21 protein-coding genes, 1 pseudogene and 1 riboswitch are annotated in these 21738 nt (G+C 69.8%); of the genes and pseudogenes, 8 read left to right on the top strand and 14 right to left on the bottom strand.

Annotated elements, in window-relative coordinates; translation table 11 throughout:
* Positions 1–120 precede the first annotated feature (120 nt).
* The 4 genes from groL to thrC form a co-directional block, all read right to left on the bottom strand.
* Complete coding sequence (gene groL, locus ACWGJB_RS31470) at positions 121–1743, bottom strand: chaperonin GroEL (protein WP_351711336.1); 1623 nt, start codon at positions 1741–1743, stop codon at positions 121–123.
* Positions 1744–2126: 383 nt separating this feature from the next.
* Positions 2127–2333 carry a cold-shock protein gene (locus tag ACWGJB_RS31465; RefSeq protein ID WP_019057200.1) on the bottom strand — a complete coding sequence of 69 codons (207 nt, stop codon included), beginning with the start codon at positions 2331–2333 and terminating at the stop codon, positions 2127–2129.
* 459 nt (positions 2334–2792) lie between these two features.
* Positions 2793–3068, bottom strand: coding sequence for a ubiquitin-like small modifier protein 1 (locus ACWGJB_RS31460; protein WP_453383437.1), 276 nt, complete (start codon positions 3066–3068; stop codon positions 2793–2795).
* A 48-nt stretch (positions 3069–3116) separates the two neighbouring features.
* On the bottom strand, positions 3117–4403 hold the full coding sequence (gene thrC / locus ACWGJB_RS31455) for a threonine synthase (RefSeq protein ID WP_453383436.1): 1287 nt from the start codon (positions 4401–4403) through the stop codon (positions 3117–3119).
* Positions 4404–4421: 18 nt separating this feature from the next.
* Positions 4422–4584: riboswitch (SAM riboswitch) on the bottom strand.
* Between the two features lie 157 nt (positions 4585–4741).
* Between thrC and ACWGJB_RS31450 the strand changes: the two genes are divergently transcribed.
* Positions 4742–5686 carry a glucosyl-3-phosphoglycerate synthase gene (locus ACWGJB_RS31450; protein ID WP_360485762.1) on the top strand — a complete coding sequence of 315 codons (945 nt, stop codon included), beginning with the start codon at positions 4742–4744 and terminating at the stop codon, positions 5684–5686.
* Positions 5687–5779: 93 nt separating this feature from the next.
* Positions 5780–7204: an alpha,alpha-trehalose-phosphate synthase (UDP-forming) gene (locus ACWGJB_RS31445; RefSeq protein WP_453383435.1), complete on the top strand. Its 1425-nt coding sequence runs from the start codon at positions 5780–5782 to the stop codon at positions 7202–7204.
* Positions 7205–7277: 73 nt separating this feature from the next.
* Here ACWGJB_RS31445 and otsB read toward each other — a convergent pair whose 3' ends face one another.
* The 3 genes from otsB to ACWGJB_RS31430 all read right to left on the bottom strand — a co-directional run bounded on the left by otsB (position 7278) and on the right by ACWGJB_RS31430 (position 9756).
* On the bottom strand, positions 7278–8126 hold the full coding sequence (gene otsB, locus ACWGJB_RS31440) for a trehalose-phosphatase (RefSeq protein WP_453383434.1): 849 nt from the start codon (positions 8124–8126) through the stop codon (positions 7278–7280).
* Between the two features lie 116 nt (positions 8127–8242).
* Positions 8243–8476, bottom strand: coding sequence for a DUF3263 domain-containing protein (locus tag ACWGJB_RS31435; protein ID WP_453383433.1), 234 nt, complete (start codon positions 8474–8476; stop codon positions 8243–8245).
* Between the two features lie 17 nt (positions 8477–8493).
* Entirely contained in the window at positions 8494–9756 is a 1263-nt protein-coding gene (locus ACWGJB_RS31430) for an extracellular solute-binding protein (RefSeq protein ID WP_453383458.1), read from the bottom strand.
* Between the two features lie 129 nt (positions 9757–9885).
* On the opposite strand from ACWGJB_RS31430, the gene ACWGJB_RS31425 reads away from it, so the two are divergent.
* Together ACWGJB_RS31425 and nagA are read left to right on the top strand one after the other, a co-directional pair.
* Positions 9886–10824, top strand: coding sequence for an ROK family protein (locus ACWGJB_RS31425; RefSeq protein WP_453383432.1), 939 nt, complete (start codon positions 9886–9888; stop codon positions 10822–10824).
* Positions 10824–12065, top strand: coding sequence for an N-acetylglucosamine-6-phosphate deacetylase (gene nagA, locus ACWGJB_RS31420; RefSeq protein WP_453383431.1), 1242 nt, complete (start codon positions 10824–10826; stop codon positions 12063–12065). Before ACWGJB_RS31425 ends, nagA begins: the two co-directional genes overlap by 1 nt.
* A 63-nt stretch (positions 12066–12128) precedes the next feature.
* Here nagA and ACWGJB_RS31415 read toward each other — a convergent pair whose 3' ends face one another.
* The gene (locus ACWGJB_RS31415; RefSeq protein WP_453383430.1) at positions 12129–12947 is read right to left on the bottom strand and encodes an alpha/beta fold hydrolase; all 819 of its coding nucleotides are present in this window, start codon (positions 12945–12947) and stop codon (positions 12129–12131) included.
* Positions 12948–13048: 101 nt separating this feature from the next.
* Complete coding sequence (locus tag ACWGJB_RS31410; RefSeq protein ID WP_453383429.1) at positions 13049–13714, bottom strand: DUF4097 family beta strand repeat-containing protein; 666 nt, start codon at positions 13712–13714, stop codon at positions 13049–13051.
* Positions 13715–13946: 232 nt separating this feature from the next.
* Between ACWGJB_RS31410 and ACWGJB_RS31405 the strand changes: the two genes are divergently transcribed.
* Positions 13947–14687, top strand: a complete 741-nt coding sequence (locus tag ACWGJB_RS31405; protein ID WP_453383428.1) for a helix-turn-helix domain-containing protein — start codon at positions 13947–13949, stop codon at positions 14685–14687.
* 62 nt (positions 14688–14749) lie between these two features.
* The gene (locus ACWGJB_RS31400; protein WP_453383427.1) at positions 14750–15679 is read left to right on the top strand and encodes a 1-phosphofructokinase family hexose kinase; all 930 of its coding nucleotides are present in this window, start codon (positions 14750–14752) and stop codon (positions 15677–15679) included.
* On the opposite strand, the gene ACWGJB_RS31395 is transcribed toward ACWGJB_RS31400, so the two are convergent.
* Entirely contained in the window at positions 15676–16647 is a 972-nt protein-coding gene (locus tag ACWGJB_RS31395; RefSeq protein ID WP_453383426.1) for a carbohydrate-binding protein, read from the bottom strand. The genes ACWGJB_RS31400 and ACWGJB_RS31395 overlap by 4 nt on opposite strands.
* A gap of 118 nt (positions 16648–16765) precedes the next feature.
* Positions 16766–18418 (bottom strand): diguanylate cyclase CdgB, encoded by a 1653-nt coding sequence (cdgB, locus tag ACWGJB_RS31390; protein ID WP_453383425.1) that lies wholly within the window; start codon positions 18416–18418, stop codon positions 16766–16768.
* Between the two features lie 319 nt (positions 18419–18737).
* Here cdgB and ACWGJB_RS31385 point away from each other — a divergent pair, with 319 nt between their 5' ends.
* Positions 18738–19310, top strand: a complete 573-nt coding sequence (locus ACWGJB_RS31385; RefSeq protein ID WP_453383424.1) for a flavin reductase family protein — start codon at positions 18738–18740, stop codon at positions 19308–19310.
* A gap of 234 nt (positions 19311–19544) precedes the next feature.
* On the opposite strand, the gene arfB is transcribed toward ACWGJB_RS31385, so the two are convergent.
* Positions 19545–19973: an alternative ribosome rescue aminoacyl-tRNA hydrolase ArfB gene (gene arfB, locus ACWGJB_RS31380; RefSeq protein ID WP_360485799.1), complete on the bottom strand. Its 429-nt coding sequence runs from the start codon at positions 19971–19973 to the stop codon at positions 19545–19547.
* A gap of 181 nt (positions 19974–20154) precedes the next feature.
* Here arfB and ACWGJB_RS31375 point away from each other — a divergent pair, with 181 nt between their 5' ends.
* A complete protein-coding gene (locus ACWGJB_RS31375) occupies positions 20155–20730 on the top strand; it encodes a TerD family protein (protein WP_351484356.1) in 576 nt (191 codons plus the stop codon).
* A gap of 64 nt (positions 20731–20794) precedes the next feature.
* On the opposite strand, the gene ACWGJB_RS31370 is transcribed toward ACWGJB_RS31375, so the two are convergent.
* Positions 20795–21091: a DUF397 domain-containing protein gene (locus ACWGJB_RS31370; protein ID WP_453383423.1), complete on the bottom strand. Its 297-nt coding sequence runs from the start codon at positions 21089–21091 to the stop codon at positions 20795–20797.
* A pseudogene (locus ACWGJB_RS31365) lies at positions 21088–21729 on the bottom strand (DUF5753 domain-containing protein); the annotation flags it as partial. The gene ACWGJB_RS31370 and the pseudogene ACWGJB_RS31365, both read right to left, overlap by 4 nt.
* Between the last annotated feature and the right edge of the window lie 9 nt (positions 21730–21738).

Raw genomic sequence — 21738 nt, 5'->3', positions numbered from 1 at the left:
GCCCAACCCCGCCGAACCCCCCCCCGCCGGCGGGGGGCCGCCCCCCCCCCCGGGGGCGCCACCCCCTCACCACCGGGGGGGCCCGCCCTCGGTCAGGACGAGCGATCGGCCAGAGGTCGATCAGAAGTCCATGTCACCGCCCGGCATGCCGCCCGGAGCGGCCGCGGCGGCCTTCTCCGGCTTGTCGGCGATGACGGCCTCGGTGGTGAGGAACAGCGCGGCGATGGAGGCGGCGTTCTGCAGGGCAGAGCGGGTCACCTTCGCCGGGTCGATGATGCCCTCGGCGATCATGTCGACGTACTCGCCGGTCGCGGCGTTCAGGCCGTGGCCGACCTGAAGGTTGCGCACCTTCTCGACGACGACGCCACCCTCGAGACCACCGTTGACGGCGATCTGCTTGAGCGGGGCCTCCAGGGCGAGCTTCACGGCGTTGGCGCCGGTCGCCTCGTCACCCTCGAGCTCCAGCTTCTCGAACACCTGGGAGGCCTGGAGCAGGGCCACGCCACCACCGGCGACGATGCCCTCCTCGACGGCCGCCTTCGCGTTGCGAACGGCGTCCTCGATGCGGTGCTTGCGCTCCTTGAGCTCGACCTCGGTCGCGGCACCGGCCTTGATGACGGCGACGCCACCGGCGAGCTTGGCCAGGCGCTCCTGGAGCTTCTCGCGGTCGTAGTCCGAGTCGGACTGCTCGATCTCGGCGCGGATCTGGTTGACCCGGCCCTGGACCTGCTCGGTGGAGCCGGCGCCGTCGACGATGGTGGTCTCGTCCTTGGTGATGACCACCTTGCGGGCGCGGCCCAGCAGGTCGAGGGTCGTGTTCTCCAGCTTGAGACCGACCTCCTCGGAGATGACCTCGCCGCCGGTGAGGATGGCGATGTCGTTCAGCATCGCCTTGCGGCGGTCGCCGAAGCCCGGGGCCTTGACCGCGACGGACTTGAAGGTGCCGCGGATCTTGTTGACGACCAGGGTCGACAGGGCCTCGCCCTCGACGTCCTCGGCGATGATCAGCAGCGGCTTGCCCGACTGCATGACCTTCTCCAGGAGCGGGAGCAGGTCCTTGACGGAGCCGATCTTCGAGTTGGCGATCAGGATGTACGGGTCGTCGAGGGACGCCTCCATACGCTCCATGTCGGTGGCGAAGTACGCCGAGATGTAGCCCTTGTCGAAGCGCATACCCTCGGTGAGCTCCAGCTCCAGACCGAAGGTCTGGGACTCCTCGACGGTGATGACGCCTTCCTTGCCGACCTTGTCCATGGCCTCGGCGATGAGCTCGCCGATCTGGGTGTCGGCGGCGGAGATGGAGGCCGTGGAGGCGATCTGCTCCTTGGTCTCGACATCCTTCGCCTGCTCGAGCAGGGCACCGGAGACGGCCTCGACGGCCTTCTCGATACCGCGCTTCAGGGCCATCGGGTTGGCACCGGCGGCGACGTTGCGCAGGCCTTCCTTGACCAGGGCCTGGGCGAGCACGGTCGCGGTGGTCGTACCGTCACCGGCGACGTCGTCCGTCTTCTTGGCGACTTCCTTGACCAGCTCGGCGCCGATCTTCTCGTACGGGTCCTCCAGCTCGATCTCCTTGGCGATGGACACACCATCGTTGGTGATCGTGGGGGCGCCCCACTTCTTCTCAAGGACGACGTTGCGGCCCTTGGGGCCGAGGGTGACCTTGACGGCGTCGGCGAGCTGGTTCATACCGCGCTCAAGGCCGCGCCGCGCCTCCTCGTCGAACGCGATGATCTTGGCCATGTGAAGTGGTCCCTCCAGGACTGGGGGTGAGTCTTTACGGACCGCGCCCGCGCCCGCGACGGACGGCTCGCCGACCCGTGGGTTCCTTGCCCCACCCGGCCTGCGGGCCTCACCGACCCGGTCCATTTTTGTCACTCTCACCTTCAGAGTGCTAACGCCAATGATTAGCACTCGCCCATGCCGAGTGCAAGCGCCTCCGGGAGACTGGGCCGCGCCAGAGCCGCGCGCGGGGCGGCGCGCGGGGCGGCGCACCGGGCCGCACCCGGGGGGCGCGCCGGCCCGCTCGTCCCGGGCATGCCAAAGGGCTCGTAACCCATGACTCCCCATGGGATACGAGCCCTCCGACAAAGAAAGAAGAACGACGCTGTCAGTCGGCGCGTGCTTCAGCTGGTCGCGAGCCGGACCATGTCCGCCTGCGGCCCCTTCTGGCCCTGCGAGATCTCGAAATCGACCCGCTGACCTTCCTCCAGGGTGCGGTAGCCGTCCATCTGAATCGCACTGTAGTGGACGAAAACATCCGCACCACCGTCGACCGCGATGAAGCCGTACCCCTTCTCCGCGTTGAACCACTTGACGGTGCCCTGAGCCATGCCTAACTCCCCTATTACTGGCCCTTGCACAGATCCACACTTCGCGGATCCGGGTCAGACCTCACCCCCCAATGGTTGGGGGCGTGCGCCGGAACGCGTCGACCGCGGCTGAATGTATCTGTCCAACTGCCGTCTGCAACAGGTCAATCGGACGAGAATTCTGGACGGGAAGGGTCCGGAATGTAGCAAGAATTCGGCCGAATTCAGGGCAAGTCGGGCCCCATAAAAGCCGCGAAAGCCGCATATAACCCGCACACTTTGGCTACTTCTTGTCGGGTCAGCGGTATCGAATACGGGGCTCCCGACCTGGAGATCGGGACCGCGTTCCCCAACTGTACCGCGCTCAACCACACAGAATTGCCCCCTCCGCTTCTCTCACGGAGGGGGCAATCCAATGAACAGTGGGTGATCGGCGTTACCGAAGGTAATGTTCGGTCATTCGATCAGCCTGTCAGCAGGTCAGCCGCCGGCCACGGCCGGGATGATGGAGACGCCGGCGCCGTCCGGGGTGGCCGTCTCCAGTCCCTGCTCGAACCGCACGTCGTCGTCATTGACGTACACATTCACGAACCGGCGCAGCTTGCCCTCGTCGTCGAGAACACGGGCGGCGATACCGGTGTGGTTCTTCTCCAGGTCGGAGATGACCTCGCCGAGGGTGGCCCCTTCGGCACTGACTTCGGCCTGACCACCGGTGTAGGTGCGCAGGATGGTGGGGATGCGAACGGTGATGCTCACGTTTGAACCTCCGATCGGGGGGCAACGCCCTGGTTTTTTACGGCTGACTCAGGCGAGCCCGGCCTCGCGGAAAGACTCGAGATTCGGGCGAATGGTCGCCGTGAGCCCGGTCCCCGCCACGGCGTCCAGCGTCTTCAGTCCATCACCCGTGTTGAGTACAACGATCGACTTCGCCGGATCGATCAGCCCGTTCTCGATGAGCTTCTTGGTGACTCCGACCGTCACCCCGCCCGCGGTCTCCGCGAAGATTCCCTCGGTCCGCGCGAGCAGCTTGATCGCGTCGACGACCTGCTCGTCGGTGACGTCCTCCACCGCACCGCCGGTACGGCGCGCGATGTCCAGGACGTACGGCCCGTCGGCCGGGTTGCCGATGGCCAGCGACTTGGCGATGGTGTTCGGCTTCTGCGGCCGCACCACGTCGTGGCCCGCCTTGTAGGCCACCGACACCGGAGAGCACCCCTCGGCCTGCGCACCGAAGATCTTGTACGGCTTGTCCTCGACGAGCCCGAGCTTGATCAGCTCCTGCAGTCCCTTGTCGATCTTCGTGAGCTGCGAGCCGGAGGCGATCGGGACGACCAGCTGGTCCGGGATCCGCCAGCCGAGCTGCTCGCAGATCTCGTACGCCAGGGTCTTGGAGCCCTCCGCGTAGTACGGCCGCAGGTTGACGTTGACGAAGCCCCAGCTCTCGCCGGCCGAGTCGCCGATCAGCTCGGAGCAGAAACGGTTCACGTCGTCGTAGTTGCCCTCGATGCCGACGAGCTCGCCGCCGTAGATCGCGGCCATGACGATCTTGCCCTGCTCCAGGTCGTGCGGGATGAACACACAGGAGCGGAAGCCGGCCCGGGCGGCGGCGGCACCGACCGCGCCGGCCAGGTTGCCGGTGGAGGAGCAGGAGAGCGTGGTGTAGCCGAAGGCGCGCGCGGCCTCGACGGCCTGGGCGACGACCCGGTCCTTGAAGGAGTGCGTCGGGTTGCCGGAGTCGTCCTTGACGTACAGGCCGCCGGTGACGCCCAGTTCCTTCGCCAGGTTGTCGGCCTGGACGAGCTTGGTCCAGCCCGGGTTGATGTTCGGCTTGGTCGCCACGTCCGCGGGGACGGGCAGCAGCGGCGCGTAACGCCAGATGTTCGCGGGACCCGCTTCGATCCGCTTCCGCAGCTCCTCGGTGTCGTAGGCCGAGAAGTCGTACGCGATCTCGAGCGGGCCGAAACACTCCTCGCAGGCGAACACCGGGCCGAGCGGCACGCGGTGGCCGCACTCGCGGCAGCTCAGGGCAGTGGCGGGACCGAGGTCGACGGTCGTGGAGTCGGTGGTGGTCGCAGCAGTCTGCACAGCCATGTGAGGCGAGGCCCTTTCTCCTCATCTTCCTCACGACGCATCTCGCCGTGAGACGGATTTGGCACCTTCCCTAGCCGGGAGCCTCGCGAGTGATCGACGGTGATCGGCGATCCACGAGTAACCGACTGGAGGGTTGCCGGGGCTTCATCGGGCCGTATCCCTCTGCCCCTCTGGATGAGCGGTATGTAGTTGTCAACGCCTGGTGACCCCAGGACATGCGATGGTCATCGGCGTTGTTCAAGACTGTAACCGAAGGCCAGGACAGTTGAGAGAGTCGTCCGAACCGCGAGATGGATCACACCTCGCAGTGTGATCGTGACAGTGAGGAGCCGCTGACTGTGCTGGAAGAAGTCGAGCGCTGGCTGGCCACCCGCTCCTGGTCCATGAACGATCGCCCGCTGCACCGGATACTCGCCGCCAAGCAGCGCACCGGGCAGTCCGTCTCCGTGGTGCTGCCCGCGCTCAACGAGGAGGCGACCGTCGGCGACATCGTCGCGATCATCCGTCACGACCTGATGCGGCAGGCGCCGCTCGTCGACGAGATCGTGGTCGTCGACTCCGGCTCCACCGACCGCACGGCGGCGGTGGCCGCGGCGGCCGGCGCCCGGGTCGTGCACCGCGACACCATCCTGCCGCGCATCCCCGCCGTCCCCGGCAAGGGCGAGGTCCTCTGGCGCTCCCTCCTCGTCACCACCGGCGACATCGTCTGCTTCATCGACGCCGACCTGCGTGACTTCTCCTCCGACTTCGTCACCGGGATCGTCGGCCCGCTGCTGACCGACCCGGACGTGGACCTGGTCAAGGCGATGTACGACCGCCCGCTCGCCGGCTCGGCCGGACAGGGCGGCCGGGTCACCGAACTGATGGCCCGCCCGCTGCTGAACATGCACTGGCCGCAGCTGGCCGGGTTCGTCCAGCCGCTCGGCGGCGAGTACGCGGCCCGTCGCTCGCTCCTCGAACAACTCCCCTTCCCGGTCGGCTACGGCGTGGAGCTGGGCATGCTGGTCGACGCCCTGCACCTGGTGGGCCTGGACGCCCTCGCCCAGGTCGACGTGGGGGTCCGCAAACACCGTCACCAGGACGGCCAGGCCCTCGGCCGGATGTCCGCCGCGATCTACCGCACGGCCCAGCTGCGGCTGGCCCGCGGCCACCTGATCCGCCCCTCCCTCACCCAGTTCGAGCGGGGTGAGGACGGCTTCGAACCGCGCACCTACTCCGTGGACACAGAGGAACGTCCGCCGATGGCGGAGATCGCCGAGTACGCCGAGCGCCGGGTGGCGTGACTGTGGCGTGACTTCGTCGTACGGCGGTATACGGCGGCGCGTCGGGCGTAGCCGTACGTTTGAGCGTTTCCGGGCCGGGCTAGGTTGTGGCGTATGGCTTCCACCGGCGGTGCTGAGGTGCTGGTCGCGTCCAACCGCGGCCCGGTTTCGTATGAAGTGGGCGAAGGCGGTGCGCTGCACGCCAAGCGGGGCGGCGGCGGACTGGTCTCGGGTCTGTCGGCGATCGGGCCGGACGCGAACGCGGTGTGGGTGTGCGCGGCGCTGAGCGACGGCGACCGGGAGGCGGTACGGCGGGCCGAGGGCGGCCGGCTGCCGGCCGGGGACACCGGCGGGCAGCAGGTCCGGATGCTCGACATCGACCCGGACGTGTTCTCGGACGCGTACAACGGCATCGCGAACTCGGTGCTCTGGTTCGTCCACCACATGCTCTACCAGACCCCCCTGGAGCCGGTCTTCGACGCGGAGTTCCGTCGGCGGTGGGCGTCGTACCAGGCCTACAACCAGGCGTTCGCCGAGGCGCTGGCGCAGGAGGCGGGCCAGGGTGCGGTGGTCGTCATCCAGGACTACCACCTGGCGCTGGCCCCGCGGATGCTGCGCCGGCTGCGGCCGGATCTGCGTATCGGCCATTTCTCCCACACCCCGTGGGCGCCGCCGGACTACTTCCGGCTGCTCCCCGACGACATCGCGGCGGAGCTGCTGGGCGGGATCCTGGGCGCCGACCACGCGGCGTTCCTGACCCGGCGATGGGCGGACGCGTTCGTGGCCTGCTGTCATGCGGTGCTGGGCCCGGGGATCCCGGCGGCCGGGGAGACCCGGATCGGGGTGCACGGGCTGGGGGCCGACGCGGAGTTCCTGCGGAAGCGGTCCCACGAGCCGGACGTGGACGAGCGGATGCGGGCGCTGCGGGAGGAGATCGGGGAGGGCCGCAGGACGATCGTCCGGGTGGACCGGACCGAGCTGTCGAAGAACATCGTGCGGGGGCTGCTGGCGTACCGGCAGCTGCTCGACGACCACCCCGAGTGGCGGGAGCGGGTGGTGCATGTCGCGTTCGCGTATCCGTCGCGGCAGGACCTCGCGGTGTACCGCGACTACACGGCCGAGGTACAGCGGGTCGCGGACGACATCAACTCGGCGTACGGGACGGCGGGTTGGACGCCGGTGGTGCTGCACGTGAAGGACGACTTCGCCCGCTCGCTGGCGGCCTACCGGCTGGCCGACGTGGCCCTGGTGAACCCGATCCGGGACGGCATGAACCTGGTCGCCAAGGAGATCCCGGTGGTCTCGGACGAGGGGTGCGTGCTGGTGCTCTCGCGGGAGGCGGGGGCGTACGAGGAGCTGGGCGAGGACGCGGTGGTGGTGAACCCGTACGACATCGGGGGGACGGCCGTGGCTTTGCAGCAGGCGTTGACCATGGGGGTGGAGGAGCGGGCGGAGCGGTGCAAGCGGCTGGCCGCGGCGGCTACGGCGTTGCCGCCGGCGGCCTGGTTTCTTGAGCAGTTGGGGGCGTTGGGCGGGTAGCGCCGTTCGATGTCGGGTGCGGGTGCGTGGGGGCTGGTCGCGCAGTTCCCCGCGCCCCTACGGGGCGCGCCCCTTAGGGGGCGCTCAGCGCAGCCAGGTTTTTCAGCAGCCGTACGACTTCCTCCGGGCCGTCCACCACCAGGTCGGCCCGCTCCGCGAGCTCGGTGACCTCCTCGCTGCCGCTGCATACCAGGAGGCCCGGGACGCCCTCCGTGCGGAGCTTTTCCACGGCTGCGAAGGCCGGGATGTCGCCCAGGTCGTCGCCGGCGTAGAGGACCGCGCCCGCGCCGATCTCTCGCGCGTACTCGCGCAGCGCCACGCCCTTGTCCATGCCCGGGGGGCGGAGTTCCAGGACCAGGCGGCCCGGTTCGACGATCAGGGCGTGGCGGGTGGCCAGGTCGGTCAGGGGGGCGCGGAGGGATTCGAAGGCGGCCTGGGGGTCGTCGGCCCGGCGGGTGTGGACGGCCACGGCATGGCCCTTGTCCTCGATCCAGGTGCCCTGCGCCCCTGCGCCGTCGATGACGGCCGGGAGTTCGGCGCGGACGGCGGCGATGCCGGGGTGCGGCGGGGGCGCGGTGATCTCACCTGTCGCCGCGTCCCAGCGTTCGGCACCGTAGTGGCCGAGGACGACGAGGTGGTCCAGGCCGGGGACGCCGGCGAAACCGCCGTAGCGGACGGCGATCTCGGCCGGGCGGCCGGTGATGACGGCGACGGCGGCCACCTTCGGCGCGAGGGCGGCCAGGGCCGGTACGGCGTCCGGGTGAGCCCGCGCCTGCTCGGGGTCGGCGACGATCGGCGCGAGCGTGCCGTCGAAGTCGAGACCGATCAGCGCGGAGCGTGGCTGCGAGAGAAGAGCAGCAAGGCCGTCGCGACCGGCGGGGGTGCGAGGAGTCGGGAGGGGTTCCGTGGAGTGGGTGCCCATACAGCCGACAGTATCCGAGCGCCCCTCAAGGCACGGGGCTGTATCGACATGCGGCTCCGCCGCGCGGGCGCGCTCAGCCCCCACCGGCCCGCAGATCCCACCGGTCCACAGCCCCCTCAGCGCTCCGACCGCCGCGCGTCCCGCACCCTTCGCAGCCTGTTCACCGTCACCGGATCCTGCGCCAGCGCCCGCTCGTCGTCGAGCAGGGCGTTGAGGAGCTGGTAGTAGCGCACCGGCGCCAGGTCCAGTTCCTCGCGGATCGCCCGTTCCTTCGCGCCGGGGCTCGGAAAGCCCCGGCGTTCCAGGGCGAGGATCGCCTGTTCGCGTGCGCCCAGTTCTTGCCGGTCCATGCCGAGAACCGTAACGCTCAGCCCGTCTTCGTACGGCTGTCCGCCGCCGTCGCCTCGGACTGGAGCCGGGTGAGCACGGCGGTCGGGTCGCCTGTGGCCGTGACCGCCGTCCCTATCTGCTTCTTGACGTCGGCGCTGATCGCGGCCCAGGAGGTCTTGCCGGCCGGGTACAGCTCGGAGGTCGGCAGCTGCTCCAGGAAGGGGAGCAGCTGCTTGTCCTGGGCCTGCGGGGAGTCGGTCATCGTCTGGGACGCGGACGTGGTGACCGGCAGCAGGCCGTACTCGCGGGAGAAGTCGAGGACGTTCTTCTCGCTGTAGACGTAGTCGAGGAAGTCGCCGACCTGGTCCGCGTGGCCGTTCTGCTTGAACGCCGCCATCCAGTCGGTGACGCCCATGGAGGCGGTGCTGGTGGTCTGGCCGGCGCGGGCCGGCATCGGGACCGTGCCGAACTTCACGCCCTTCTTCTCGGCCTGCTTGATGAGCGTGGGGTGGCCGTTGAGCATGCCGACCTGGCCGTCGGCGAACGCGGCGAACGCCGTCGCGCGGTTCAGCTTTCCGGGCGCCGTCGGCCCGGTCAGGCCCTTGCCCACCAGCTCGTCCTTGAGCCAGGTGAAGGTGTCGATGTTCTGCGTGGAGTCGATCGTGTACGTGCCGATGTCGTCGGTGTAGCCGCTGCCGCCGCTGAGCAGCCACTGCATGGTCTCCGCCTGTGCCTCCTCGGGGCCGAGCGGCAGCGCGTACGGGTACTTCACCCCGTGCGCCTTGAGCGCCTCCGCGTCGGCCGCCAGTTCCTTCCAGGTGGTCGGCGGGGTGATGCCGGCCTCGCTGAAGAGGGTCTTGTTGTAGAAGAGGACGCGCGTGGACGCGGCGAACGGGATGCCGTACTGCGCGTGGTTCCACTGGCCCGCCTCGGCGAGCTGGGAGGGGAAGTCGGCCTGGACCGGGATGGAGAGCAGGTCCCCGGCCTCGTAGAGGTCGCCGGCGGCCGCGTAGTCGGCGTACGAGCCGATCTGGGCGAGGTCGGGCGCCTGGCCGGCGGCGACCATCTCCTTGACCTTGCGGTCGACGTCGTTCCACGAGTAGACGGTGACGTCGACCTTCACGTCGGCGTGCTTGGCCTCGTACGCCCTGGCCAGCCGGTCCCAGTACTTCTGGGAGCTGTTGGCGGCGGAGTCCCCGTAGTCGGCGGCGACGAGTCTGAGGGTGACGTCCGAGGATCCGGTCGTCCCACAGCCACCGAGGACCGCCGTCATGCCCGTTGCGGACACCACCGCGATCATTCCTGCCCTACGCCGCCGCACGTGTACTGCCCCTGTCTAACTGTCTCGCTGTTCAATATGTGGACCCATAAGGTCTACACCACGCAAGTGGACTAGACCTCTTGCGGGTCGGAGGGCCACACTGTTCCCGTGAGACATGTCATCGCCCTGGACGTGGGCGGCACCGGAATGAAGGCCGCGCTGGTCGGGCCGGACGGCGAGCTGCTCCACCAGGACCGCCGGGCGACCGGCCGCGACCGCGGTCCCGATTCCGTCGTCGCCGCCATCCTCGACTTCGCCGCCGACCTGTACACGTACGGCCGGAAACACTTCGGCGAGGGTGCGACCGCGGCCGGCCTCGCCGTACCCGGCATAGTCGACGAGCCGAACGGCGTCGCCGTCTTCTCGGCCAACCTCGGCTGGCGCGACGTACCCCTGCGCGCCCTCCTCGCCGACCGCCTCGGCATCCCGGTCGCCCTCGGCCACGACGTGCGCACCGGCGGCCTGGCCGAGGGCCGGCTCGGTGCGGGCAAGGGCGCGGACCGCTTCTTCTTCGTGGCGCTCGGCACCGGTATCGCGGGCGGCTTCGGCCTGGACGGCCGGGTGGAGTCGGGCGCGCACGGCTTCGCGGGCGAGATCGGCCATGTCGTCGTACGACCGCAGGGCGTGCCGTGTCCGTGCGGGCAGCGCGGCTGTCTGGAGCGCTACGCGTCGGCGGCCGCGGTGAGCGAGGCGTGGGCGAAGGCCACCGGTGACCCGGACGCGGACGCGGCGGGCTGCGCGAAGTCCGTCACGTCCGGCGACCCGAACGCCGTCCGGGTGTGGGAGGAGGCGCTGGCCGCCCTGGCCGACGGCCTGGTCACCGCCCTCACCCTGCTGGACCCGCGCGTCCTGGTCATCGGCGGCGGCCTGGCGGAGGCCGGGGATGTGCTGTTCGAGCCGCTGCGGGAGGCCGTACAGAGCCGAGTGACCTTCCAGAAGCTGCCGACGATCGTCCCGGCGGCCCTGGGAGACACGGCCGGTTGTTTGGGGGCGGGCCTGCTCGCCCAGGACCTACTAGCGACGACAACTCCGGAGGTAACCCCCTGATGGCCGCCAACGAGCCGCACTACAGCGCCCCGCAAGGGGCGCGGGGAACTGCGCGACCAGCCCCCACGCACCCGCAGTCCGGGACGCACGGACTGGTCCTCGACGGCGCCCGGGTAGTCCTCCCGACCGGAGTCGTCGACAAGGGCCAAGTGGTCGTCGACGGCACGAAAATCGCCGCCACCGCCCCGGAAAACGCGCAGGTCATCGACGTAACCGGCCACTGGCTCCTGCCAGGCTTCGTGGACATCCACAACCACGGCGGCGGCGGAGCCTCCTTCAGCTCCGGCACCGCGGAGGAGATCCTCACCGGCGTCCACACGCACCGCGTGCACGGCACCACCACTCTCGTCGCCTCCACCGTCACCGACGACATGGACGTCCTCGCCCGCCAGGCCGGCCTGCTCTCGGAGCTGGCCGAGCAGGGGGAGATCGCCGGAATCCACTTCGAGGGCCCGTTCATCTCCCCGTGCCGCAAGGGCGCGCACTCCGAGGCACTGCTGCGCGACCCCGACCCGGCGGAGGTCCGCAAGCTGATCGACGCGGCGCGCGGCCACGCGAAGATGGTGACGCTCGCCACCGAACTGCCCGGCGGCATCGAGTCCGTACGGCTGCTCGCCGAGCACGGCGTCATCGCCGCAGTCGGCCACACCGACGCGTCGTACGAGCAGACGCTGGAGGCGATCGACGCGGGCGCCACGGTCGCCACCCACCTCTTCAACGCGATGCCGCAGATCGGCCACCGCGCCCCCGGCCCGATCGCCGCCCTCCTGGAGGACGAGCGGGTGACCGTCGAGCTGATCGACGACGGCACCCATCTGCACCCGGCCGCCCTGCAGTTGGCCTTCCATCACGCGGGCCCGGACCGGGTCGCGTTCATCACGGACGCCATGGACGCGGCGGGCAGCGGCGACGGCCGCTATCTGCTGGGCCCGCTGGAGGTCGAGGTCACCGACGGGGTCGCCCGGCTGGTGGAGGGCGGTTCCATCGCCGGCTCCACGCTGACCCTGGACCGCGCGCTGCGGCGGGCGGTGACGATCGACCGGCTGCCCGTGGAGCACGCCGTCGCCGCGCTGTCCGCCAACCCGGCCCGGCTGCTGGGCCGTTACGACCGGATCGGCTCCCTGGAGCCCGGCAAGGACGCCGACCTGCTCGTCCTGGACGCCGACTTCACGCTGAAGGGCGTGATGCGACAGGGCGCGTGGGTGGTCGTACCGGAACTGCCGTCGGCCGCCGTCCACTGAAGCGGCGGCCCCGCCACCTCGATGCGGTGGCGGGGCCGTCCGGTCAGGTCGCCGATCGCACCCTCAGCGCTCCTCGTGGTCGAGGGCGGCGACCTCGCGTACCGCGTCGGCGACGGCCCGGAAGTCCTTCTTCAGGATCGCGCCGTGATTGCTGGCGACCTTCGCGCTGAGCCGGACGTTCGGGTTTCGCTCAAACACCTGGTCGAGACTGGCGCGGATCTCCTCCTGCTCGTCGCCCTTGCTGCCGAGCGACGACCCGGAGGCGAGCACGTACCGCACCGGGACGGTGATGCCGTCCAGTACCGGTCCCAGCTCGCGTTCGCGGGAGAGCCTGCCGAGTTCGATGTTGGAGTCCGCCATCTGGGCGGGGTTCATCCGCGGGGTCAGGCCCGTCGGGCGCAGCAGCGGCATGAACCAGCCCATCCGCCGGAACAGCTTCCGGATCCGCTGCTCCATGGCGTCGTCGAGCCAGTCGTGCGGCGCGGCGCCGTCGACCAGGACCGCGCCCAGGGCACGTGCCGGATTCCGGGCGGCCCAGTGCGCCCCGACCACAGCCCCGTAGGACCAGCCCACCACCAGCGCCCGGTCCACACCTCTGGCCGCGAGCACGGCGTCGACATCCCGGACGGCGGCCTCGAAGGAGTAGTCCGCCGAGCGCCCCGACTTCCTGCCGCGGGCCCGTTCGTCGTAGGTGATGTGCCGCCACTCCGGCCCCAGTTCGGCGACGGTCCGCCGCCAGTACCCCTGCGTGGCGAACTGGCCGTTGAGGTAGACCACCGGGATTCCGCTGCCGCCGCTGTCGGTGACGGCCAGGGCGGTGTCGTCGACCGGCACCATGCCGGTCCACTGCGAACCGGCCGCGGAAGTGCTGTTCTTCGCCATGTCTGCTCCCTGATCGTGTGAGCGTGTCGGGTACGGCTCCCGCGGGCCCCGCACGTGGATCGGCGGCGGGGCCCTGCCGGGGTGGTCCTGGTGTTGCTTCCTCAGAGGCTGCGGGCGGTGATGTCGCCTCGGGAGGTGGTGGCGCGGATGTCGAGTTCAGCGGTGCCGTCGTTCTTGAGGGCGTTGCTGACCCGGCCGTAGCCGGTTCCGGCGTCGAGGGCGGCCGAGACGCCGGCGGCCGCGCCGACCGAGATGTCGCCGTCCTGGGTGCGGAGCACGACCGCGCCGCGCACGGCCTCGGTGATCCGGATGTCGCCCCTGGCGGTGCTGATCTCCGCGGGGCCGCCCAGCCGGCCGATCTCGACGTCGCCGTCGAGTGCGGTGAGGCGGACGCTCGCGGCCTCGTCGAGCTTGATCTGGCGGTACGCACCTTCGAACGCGACGTCGCCGAGGCGTCCGACCCCGCGCAGCTCGGCACCACTGGTGTTGGCCTCGACGCGGGAGCCGGCCGGCAGCTGGACGGTGACCTCCAGCGATCCGGACGGTCCGAAGAGCTGGTTGCCGGAGGCCGCGGCCGTGATCCGCAGGACGCCGTCGGCGTAGTCGACGGTGGCCTGCTTGGCGGCCTCGACGTCCCGGCTCTTGGCGGGGTTGGCGGGCAGCACCTCGACAGTGGTGTCGGCACGGTCCGCGGCGATGAGCTGGACGCGTCCGGCGGGGATCTCCAGGACGACGGAGACCGGGGCGGTGGTGTCGAACTTCTGCATCGTCTTCTCCTGTGACTCGCTGTTTCCGATGAAGGAAAAGCTACGTTGCATTCACTGATCTAGCAACAGACTCGTTGCGTCCGATGCTTGTAACTGCAGGTCAAGGCCGAGAAAGCGTTGCATTGACTTTCGAGGTGAATGCAACGACAACGATGCGGACGTTGCAATGGATTGGAAGTGAACGCTATGCTGGAGGCCGCAAGGACCGCCGAGGGGCACGAAGGAGACCGCGATGCCGGGAGGCAGGCTCACCGAGCAGGAACGCCAGCAGATCGCGCTGGGACTGGCCGACGGCCTCGCCTACGCCGAGATCGCCCGACGCCTCGACCGTCCGACCTCGACGGTCACTCGCGAGGTGATGCGCAACGGCGGCCCCACCGCCTACCGCGCCGACCTGGCCCACCGCGCCACCGAACACCGCGCCCACCGGAGCAGGCAGACCGCGCCCAAAACCGCCGGGGCTCCGGCGCCGGCCCACGGACGCGACCCGGAGGCCGTGCGGGAGTACGAGGAGACCCTGACCACCGTCATGATGGCCTCGGGCATGACGACGATGCCCGCCCGCGTCATGGCCTCCCTCACCCTCACCGACACCGGCAGCCTCACCGCGGCCGAACTCGTCGAGCGCCTGAACGTCAGCCCGGCGTCCGTCTCCAAGGCGATCGCGTTCCTGGAGAGCCAGGGCCTGGCCCGCCGGGAACAGGGCGAAGGCCGCCGCGAGCGCTACGTCGTCGACGACGACATCTGGTACCAGTCGATGATGGCCAGCGCCCGGTCCACCGCCAAGATCGTCGAGATCGCACGGCAGGGCGTCGGCGTCCTCGTCCCCGGCACCCCGGCCGCCACCCGCCTGGAGAACATCGCCCGCTTCCTCGACTTCGTCAGCGAGAGCATCGCCCGCGCGGCGGAACAGGCCCGCGAAGTCCTCCACACCAAGCCCGAGGCAACCTCCCTCGACGGACCTGAACTCTAGGCCGGTCGCCGTCTCTTTGACATGATCGAGACCCCAAAACGTGCTACTGGGGAGGTCGCCCGGTGATCCTCACGGTCACGCTGAACACCGCTCTCGACATCACCTACCGGGTCGGCGCACTGCGCCCGCACGCCTCGCACCGCGTCTCGGACGTGACCGAACGGCCGGGCGGCAAGGGGGTGAACGTGGCCCGGGTGCTCGCCGCGCTCGGACACGAGACGACGGTGACCGGCTTCGCGGGCGGGGCCACCGGGCGGGCGGTACGGGAGCGGCTCGCCGGGGTGCCGGGGGTGCGGGACGCGCTGCTGCCGGTCGCCGGACCGACCCGCCGCACGATCGCCGTCGTGGACGAACTGACCGGTGACACGACCCAGTTGAACGAGCCCGGCCCGCAGATATCTCCCACCGAGTGGGGCACCTTCCTCGACCACTACGAGGAACTGCTGCGCGGCGCCTCGGCGGTGGCGCTGTGCGGGAGCCTGCCGCCGGGAGTGCCGGTGGGGGCGTACGCGGGTCTGATAAAGAGCGCCCGGTCGGCCGGTGTCCCCGTCCTCCTCGACACCAGCGGCGAACCGCTGCGGCGCGGGGTGGCCGCCCGCCCGGACCTGGTCAAGCCGAACACCGACGAACTGGCCGAACTCACCGGCTCCCACGAGCCGTTGCGCGCGACCCAGGACGCCCGCCGACGCGGGGCCCGCACGGTGGTCGCCTCCCTGGGCGCGGAGGGGCTGCTGGCCCGCACCCCGGAGGGCCACTGGCGTGCCACCCCACCAGCCCGAGAACACGGCAACCCCACCGGCGCCGGCGACTCGGCGGTCGCCGGCCTGCTCTCCGGCCTGGTGGAACACCTGCCGTGGCCGGACCGCCTGGCACGGGCCGTCGCGCTGTCGGCGGCGACCGTACTGGCATCGGCGGCGGGCGAGTTCGACCGCGCGGCCTACGAGAAGCTGCTCGGCCAGGTCACGGTGACCCGCGGGACAACGGCCACTTAGCCCTTGTTCGTGTGCTTGCCCTGCTTCACCCACAGCTGGTCCAGCAGGATGTCGCAGCTGTCCCCGCTCTGGCAGGACAGGGAGATCGTGTTGGTGCCCTTGGTGAGGGTGGGGTACGTGTAGCTGGTCGTCCAGGCCTTGGCCGGGTCGCTCTGGTGCGTGTAGTTCTGCAGGGGGAACTTGCTGCCGAACACCTTGCCGTTGATGGACAGGGTCATGCTCTCGTCCTGTATCGCGCTGTAGTGCGCGAAGACGGTGTAGAGGCCATCCGACGGGATGCCGTTGACCGTCCAGGTGACGCCGGCACCGGTCTGGCTGAAGTTCGTGACGTAGACGCCGCCGTCGGCCTTGGCTCCCTTGACGTCCGAGGCCAGGCTCGCGCCGCCGTCCAGGTGGAGGGCCTTCGCGTCGACCGGCGAAATGTCGCCCGTCACCGAGGCCGAGCTGGTGCTCGACGGGCTCGCGGAGGCGCTCTGGGACTGGGACGGGGTGGTGGAGGCGTCGCCGCTCGCCTTGTTGTCGTCGCCGTTGCCGTTCATCATCGCGACGCTGATGCCTATGACGACCGCGGCGACCACCGCGATGGCGCCGATGAGGAGGCCCTTGGTGTTCGGGCCCCGGCCTCGGCCGCCGCCCGAGGACGGCATCTGCGTGCGGGTGGTCGGCGCGCCGCCCGGGAAGGTCTCCGGGGCCTGGTAGGCCGCGGACGGCGGCTGGCCGTAGCCGCCGGCACCGGGCTGCTGCTGCGGGATGGTCTGGTTGCCGCCGTACTGCGGGGCCTGCGGTGCCTGCTGCTGTCCGCCGTAGCTGCGTTCCCCTACCGAGCGCACTCTGCTGACCGCGTTCGGGTAGCCGTAACCACCGGAGCCGGACGGCGGCTGGGCTCCTCTGGCCTGGCCGTCGGCGTACAGGTAGCCGAACGGGTCGTCGTCCTCGGGCGTGCTCGCGCCGTTGTCGCCGGGCGTCATCCCTTGGTACTCCTCAACAGGTGCGGGCGGATGCGGTACAGGTATTGAGAGTCGAGCCTACCCGGTCTGACTGACCCAAACAGGTGACTCGGACCGCATCAATGCGATGACCTGCGAATCATCCGGCGCGGCGATGTTGTTTGGGACGAGATCGTTTCTCTACGTACATCCGCTCGTCGGCGGATTTCAGGACTTCGTCCGCCGTCATCCCGCAGTGCGCCCACCCGATACCGAAGCTGGCGCCCACCCGGACCGCCCGGCCCTCGGCGCGGATCGGCTGGATGATCTCGTTGCGCAGGCGTACGGCCAGGTCCTGGGCGTCGGCCTTGCCGAGCCCGTCGGCGAGGATCACGAACTCGTCGCCGCCGAGGCGGGCCACCGTGTCCCCGTCGCGCACCCCCCGGCTGAGCCGCCGGGCGACCTCGATGAGGACCGCGTCGCCCGCGTTGTGCCCGAACCGGTCGTTGATCGACTTGAAGCCGTCGAGGTCGCAGAAGAGCACCGCGAGCCCCTTGGCGCCGTCGTCGCGGCCCTCCTCGGGGGCGACGGTGTGCACATGGTGGTCGAAGCCGTCGTACGACTGGGTCGACGCGGCGAAGTCGAAGCCGTGGCCGTTGACGTCGTAGGCGGGGTGCCCGTAGGCCGCGTCCAGGGATTCCAGCTCGCCGGCGTGCCCGGCGCGCCGGCAGAGCCGGGAGGCGAGGCGGGAGCGCAGCTCGGCGGAGTTCGGCAGGCCGGTGAGGGAGTCGTGGGAGGCGCGGTGGGCGAGCTGCAGCTCGCGGCGCTTGCGCTCCTCTATGTCCTCGACGTGGGTGAGGAGGAAGCGGGGGCCGTCGGCCGCGTCGGCGACGACGGAGTTGCGGAGCGAGACCCAGACGTACGTGCCGTCACGGCGGCCGAGGCGGAGCTCGGCGCGGCCGCCCTCCGCCGAGGTACGGAGCAGGGTGCCGATGTCCTCGGGGTGGACCAGGTCGGAGAAGGAGTAGCGGCGCATCGCGGAGGCGGGGCGGCCCAGCAGGCGGCACAGCGCGTCGTTGGTGCGCAGTATTCGGCCGTGCTGGTCGCCGCCCATCTCGGCTATAGCCATGCCGGAGGGGGCGTACTCGAAGGCCTGCCGGAAGGATTCCTCGCTGGCGCGCAGGGCCTGCTGCTCGCGCTCCAGCCTGACCAGCGCCCGCTGCATGTTCGCACGTAGACGCGCGTTGCTGATGGCGATCGCGGCCTGGAAGGCGTACATCTGCAGGGCCTCGCGGCCCCAGGCGCCGGGGTGCCGGCCGTTGCGCGGGCGGTCCACGGAGATCACGCCGAGCAGTTCGCCGCAGGAGCTGCCCGATATGCCGGGCGTGTACATGGGGGCGAAGAGCCGGTCCGAGGGGTGCCACTCGTCCTCGAAGCGGGGCGCGGGGCCGTCGGTGTACCACTGCGGGACGTCGTCGTCGTCGAGGACCCAGCCCTCGGTGTGCGGTATGAAGACGAGGTCGCCCCACTTCTCGCCCATGCCCAGCCGCCGGTCCCAGGAGTCACGGGAGCCGACCCGGCCGGTGATCAGGGCCTCGGCGGCGGAGTTGCCGGACAGGGCCGCGACCACGAGATCGCCGTCGGGGCGTACGAGGTTCACGCACGCCATCTCGAACCCGAGGGCGGTGATCACACCGTCGGCGACGGTCTGCAGGGTGTCCGCCAGACTGCGGGCCGTGTTCATGTCGGCCATGACCTGGTGCAGTTGTCGCAGGGACGCAAGACGGACGTAGGGTTCCGACTCGGTCTCCATGTTCGCCCTCCCCCCGAGACCTCGCAGCGAATCAAGGGTCTGCTTCGGCGCTACTTTTCCCCGCCACTGAATCACAGCGCGCTGCCCACTCGGTACACAGGGTCAACAATTAATGCCCCTTGTGACTCAAGTCACAGTAGAACGTGAGCAATTGCGTGGAGTTTCTGCGTTTTCCCTGTGCGTTTACTGAACACAGCCTTTGTAGGTGTGTGCACATGATGCACGTTACGAGCTTTCATCACCCCGCCCTTGGTCCTAGGACCCGGCTCGGGCCGATGGCCGATGCGGACGCACAGGGGCCGACACTAGCGTTTCCGGCGTGCTGAAGACTCCCTCCCCCACCGCCACAGAAGCCACCGGGCATGCTGTGGGGGTGAGCAACGAAGCGTTCAAGGCGGCCCTGGCCCGGCTCGCGGCGGGCGTGGTCCTGGTGACCGCGCAGGAGCCGTCGCTGGACCCGGACGACCCGATGGCGCCGATGGGCGAGGACGTCGGCATGACCGCCACGGCGTTCATGTCGGTGTCGCTGGATCCGCCGTTGGTGCTGGTCAGCCTGCGTGAGGGCTCCCGGATGGACGACCTGCTCGACGAACAGCCACGGTGGGCGGTCTCCGTGCTCACCGAGAGCCAGCGCCACATCGCCGGCCGCTTCGCGATGAAGGGCCGCATCAGCGACCGGCTGCTCTTCGAGGACATCCCGTACGTGCGCGGCGAGGCAACCGGTGCGCCGCTGGTCGGCGGCGCCCTCGCGACCATGGAGTGCCGCACCGAGCAGCGGGTGACCGCCGGAGACCACACCCTGGTGATCGGCCGTGTCCTCACCGCCGAACTCCCGAGCGCGGAAGGCGGACCGCTGATGTATTTCCGGGGCCGGTACCGACAGCTGGGATGAAACCGCACGGTCTGTTTTTCAATTCCGCGGGCACACTTTCCTCGGACACGCTTTCCGCGGGCGCAGACCGAAAGGCCGTTCCGGGACGCGATACATGCGATGCGATCGCGAACGAACGTGAAAGACATGAGCCGTGCCGGGCGACGACCGACCGGTCGCGACCGAGAATCCCGGTGATCTCGGAATCCCGGTGATCTCGCCGCGGGGAAGACCTGGAAGATCCGAAGACGGCCGTCAGGACCAGTCGCGGCCCGTGCGGCCCCGTTTGGTGTCCGACCGCTGCTTCTTCTCCCGCAGCCGGCGTTCGTTGATGCCGCGTGGGATGCGGGTCGGGGTGCGGGGCTTGGGCGGGGGCGCGGTGGCCTCGGCGAGGAGGGCCGCGAGGCGTACGGCGGCGGTCTCGCGGTTGCGCCACTGGGAGCGGTGCTCGGACGCCCGTACGACGACCACGCCGTCGACGAGCCGCCCGGCCAGCCGTGCCAGCGCCCGCTCCTTCCACACCGGCGGCAGCGCCGCGGTGTTCGCGAGGTCGAAGCGCAGCTCCACCTGCGAGTCACTGGTGTTGACGTGCTGGCCGCCCGGCCCGGACGACCGCGAGAAACGCCAGTTGAGCTCGGCCTCGGGGAGCGAGACGGAGCCGCGGATGACATACGGACCGGACATGCCCCCATGGTCGCGCGCCTGACCGGCGCACGTCACGCGAATATCGCCCTTCACCCGTTTGGCAAAGAAAGTAAAGCGAGCTGGAACCTTCGGTACCCCTCGTGGCGTTCATACGGGTAGCTGTAGCTTCAAGCCCGTACGCCGCACGGCCGTACGCAAACGAGGGAAAGGACTCCCGACCATGGCTGTAAGCCTGTCCAAGGGTGGCAACGTCTCGCTCACCAAGGAGGCTCCAGGCCTGACCGCCGTCACCGTGGGCCTCGGCTGGGACGTCCGCACCACCACCGGCACGGACTTCGACCTCGACGCCTCGGCGATCGCGGTCAACACGCAGGGCAAGGTCTACTCCGACGCCCACTTCGTCTTCTTCAACAACAAGCAGACCCCGGACAACACGATCGTCCACACGGGCGACAACCGCACGGGTGAGGGCGCCGGCGACGACGAGGCGATCAACGTCAACCTGGCGGCCCTCCCGGCCGACATCGACAAGATCGTCTTCCCGGTCTCGATCTACGACGCGGAGACCCGCTCGCAGAACTTCGGCCAGGTCCGCAACGCCTACATCCGCATCGTCAACCAGGCCGGCGGCGCCGAGATCGCCCGCTACGACCTCTCCGAGGACGCGGCCACCGAGACCGCGATGGTCTTCGGCGAGCTGTACCGCAACGGCGCGGAGTGGAAGTTCCGCGCGGTCGGTCAGGGCTACGCGTCCGGCCTGGTCGGCATCGCCCAGGACTTCGGCGTCAACGTCTGACGGTCACTGCGCTGTGCGGGAGCCCCTGGCCGGGTGGTTGCGGCCGGGGGCTCCCGGCTTCCGCTCACTTCACGGGCGCCGACGCGTACGACACGAAGGCCGCCCAGGCGGAGGGGGCGAGGGCGAGTCGGGGGCCGCCGGGGGTGGCGGGCGCGTGCGTGTACTTGGAGTCGCGGATGTGGATCGTGGTGGGGGTGGGGGCTATTTCGAGGCAGGATTCGCCGTCAGTGCCGTCGCTGTAGCTGCTCTTGAACCAGGCGAGGGCGACTTCGACGCAGGACTCGCCGTCATTGCCGCTGCTGTAGCTGCTCTTGAACCACGCCAGTTCGGAGGCGTCCCCGGAGGGTGCCTTGCGAATCATGTTTCTCCCAGCAGTTGCTCGATGAGGGCCAGTGACTCCCCTGGTGAGAGAGCCTGCGCCCGGATGGCGCCATACCGCAGCTCAAGGATGCGGAGCTGTTTCGGGTCCGATGTCGGACGGCCGTTGAAAGCGCCGCCGGAGCGTCCCACCGTCGTACCATCCGGGAACTTCAGCAGCTCGATCGTGCCGTCGAGACCGGAGTGGACCTCGGAGTTCAACGGCATCACCTGAAGCATGACGTTGTGCAGCCGAGCCACCTCCAACAGATGTTCTAGCTGCCGTCGCCACACCATTGTGCCTCCGATGGGACGGCGCAGTGCCGCCTCTTCCAGCACGAAGTGGATGGACGGAGCCGGGTCTCGTTCGAAGACCGACTGCCGAGCCAGACGGGCGGTCACCATGCGCTCCACGTCGTCCGGTGAGTAGGGCGGCTGGGCCGCCGAGATGACGGCTCGCGCATGGTCGGGCGTCTCCAACAGCCCGTTGATGCTGTTGCACTCATACACCCCGATCTCAACGGCCTGCCCCTCCAACTTCGCAAGCTCCCGCACCTTCTTCGGGTACCGGACCTTCTTCACGTCCTCCCACATCGCGGCGACCTGCCCGCCCGCGCCCAGGACCTCGTCCGCCCGGTTCAGGCCCTACGC

Source organism: Streptomyces sp. NPDC054813, assembly GCF_053611365.1.
Note: the sequence above shows the minus strand (reverse complement) of the source record. Positions and strands in the feature narration are given on the sequence as shown.

Coding starts and splice junctions, on each gene's coding strand:
- nagA (WP_453383431.1), top strand. CDS start 10,824: ATGGCCGCCAACGAGCCGCACTACAGCGCCCCGCAAGGGGCGCGGGGA.
- ACWGJB_RS31435 (WP_453383433.1), bottom strand. CDS start 8,476: ATGGACCGGCAAGAACTGGGCGCACGCGAACAGGCGATCCTCGCCCTG.
- ACWGJB_RS31405 (WP_453383428.1), top strand. CDS start 13,947: ATGCCGGGAGGCAGGCTCACCGAGCAGGAACGCCAGCAGATCGCGCTG.
- arfB (WP_360485799.1), bottom strand. CDS start 19,973: ATGTCCGGTCCGTATGTCATCCGCGGCTCCGTCTCGCTCCCCGAGGCC.
- ACWGJB_RS31445 (WP_453383435.1), top strand. CDS start 5,780: ATGGCTTCCACCGGCGGTGCTGAGGTGCTGGTCGCGTCCAACCGCGGC.
- groL (WP_351711336.1), bottom strand. CDS start 1,743: ATGGCCAAGATCATCGCGTTCGACGAGGAGGCGCGGCGCGGCCTTGAG.
- ACWGJB_RS31410 (WP_453383429.1), bottom strand. CDS start 13,714: ATGCAGAAGTTCGACACCACCGCCCCGGTCTCCGTCGTCCTGGAGATC.
- ACWGJB_RS31395 (WP_453383426.1), bottom strand. CDS start 16,647: ATGACGCCCGGCGACAACGGCGCGAGCACGCCCGAGGACGACGACCCG.
- ACWGJB_RS31415 (WP_453383430.1), bottom strand. CDS start 12,947: ATGGCGAAGAACAGCACTTCCGCGGCCGGTTCGCAGTGGACCGGCATG.
- ACWGJB_RS31465 (WP_019057200.1), bottom strand. CDS start 2,333: ATGGCTCAGGGCACCGTCAAGTGGTTCAACGCGGAGAAGGGGTACGGC.
- ACWGJB_RS31370 (WP_453383423.1), bottom strand. CDS start 21,091: ATGATTCGCAAGGCACCCTCCGGGGACGCCTCCGAACTGGCGTGGTTC.
- cdgB (WP_453383425.1), bottom strand. CDS start 18,418: ATGGAGACCGAGTCGGAACCCTACGTCCGTCTTGCGTCCCTGCGACAA.
- ACWGJB_RS31430 (WP_453383458.1), bottom strand. CDS start 9,756: ATGATCGCGGTGGTGTCCGCAACGGGCATGACGGCGGTCCTCGGTGGC.
- otsB (WP_453383434.1), bottom strand. CDS start 8,126: ATGGGCACCCACTCCACGGAACCCCTCCCGACTCCTCGCACCCCCGCC.
- ACWGJB_RS31375 (WP_351484356.1), top strand. CDS start 20,155: ATGGCTGTAAGCCTGTCCAAGGGTGGCAACGTCTCGCTCACCAAGGAG.
- thrC (WP_453383436.1), bottom strand. CDS start 4,403: ATGGCTGTGCAGACTGCTGCGACCACCACCGACTCCACGACCGTCGAC.